The 1,056-nt window shown below is 37.7% G+C and carries 3 protein-coding genes; all 3 read left to right on the top strand.

What is annotated here, in order from left to right:
- Positions 1 to 118: 118 nt before the first annotated feature.
- A complete protein-coding gene (locus tag ACHABW_RS25875; RefSeq protein ID WP_435759906.1) occupies positions 119 to 415 on the top strand; it encodes a helix-turn-helix domain-containing protein in 297 nt (98 codons plus the stop codon).
- A 244-nt stretch (positions 416 to 659) separates the two neighbouring features.
- Complete coding sequence (locus tag ACHABW_RS25870; protein WP_435759904.1) at positions 660 to 944, top strand: competence protein ComK; 285 nt, start codon at positions 660 to 662, stop codon at positions 942 to 944.
- A partial coding sequence (locus ACHABW_RS25865; RefSeq protein ID WP_435759908.1) for a competence protein ComK occupies positions 835 to 1,056 on the top strand: 222 nt, incomplete at its 3' end. The genes ACHABW_RS25870 and ACHABW_RS25865, both read left to right, overlap by 110 nt.

Genomic DNA, 1,056 nt, shown 5'->3' with positions numbered 1-1,056 from the left:
CCATGCTTCTATGAAAAATAAAGTTGTGTTTTATTCCATTTTATTCCTGTATCGGTGGTTTAGCCTGTTCTAAGTTCTTTTTAACAGATTGATAATTGTTAAAAAAGGGGCTTATACTTTGGAAGAAAAGGAAATATTAAACACTTTTAACAGTGAAATTGGAAGGAATATTCATAACAAAAGGAGATTGTTAGATCTGACACTTGAGGACTTAGCTGAATTTGCAGAACTGAATAATGATCACATTAGTGACATTGAAAAAGGTCGTGTAAATATGAGCCTACACACATTGATGAAAATCTGTGCTGGTCTTCAACTTAACAGTCCTGCTGAACTTCTAAAGGATGCAGAAGAAGAGCTGTATCCCCTCTTAAAGGAAATAGCCAAAGAGAGAAAAGATGTTAGAACGAAGTAGAGGAAGCCAGTTACCGTGAATGGCTCTCCTCCTTGTAACAGGGTACTGGAAAGGTTAAATTTGTACGTTTCAGTGCCCAAAAATAAGACATCCTGTTCCAACTCCAGTAATTTTTAACCCCTCAAAATGTATTAAATTCCCTTTTGATTAATATGAAAAAAATGCTTTGAAATGGTACTTTCCCTAACCCCTTTAATTAGTTTTATTAGCTGTGCCCAAATAACATACTAATGGAGGCCCTGCCATGACTGAGAATGTACATAGCTCTTATAAAATTACTAATAATACCCTAGCACTCACCCCATCTTATCGTTTTGATTCTTCTACGCTCGTCTATGAAACTAACAACAATTTATATGTAAAACAACCGTCACTGGAGATGATTAAAACAGCGTGTTTGGACGGTTTTGCGAATTATGATGGACGAAGAGAAGCAGCGATTCAAACAGGTGCTAAACGTAAAGTCCCCATCGCCATTTACCCTAATCAAGACATTTACGCATTCCCAACATTCACCGACACACTTTGATTGTCACTGGCTTTTCTTCGCTCATATCCAAGGCTTCACTTCACCTAAGAATCAACCCCGCCAAAGCATCGTCACCTTCTCCAACGGCAATAAACTTCTTTTACCCGTCTCC

The sequence above is a fragment of the Salipaludibacillus sp. CF4.18 genome (assembly GCF_051262595.1).
GTDB classification, from domain to species: domain Bacteria; phylum Bacillota; class Bacilli; order Bacillales; family Salisediminibacteriaceae; genus Salipaludibacillus; species Salipaludibacillus neizhouensis.
The sequence above is the reverse complement of the archived record's forward strand: the minus strand, read 5'-3'. Positions and strand labels throughout refer to the sequence as shown.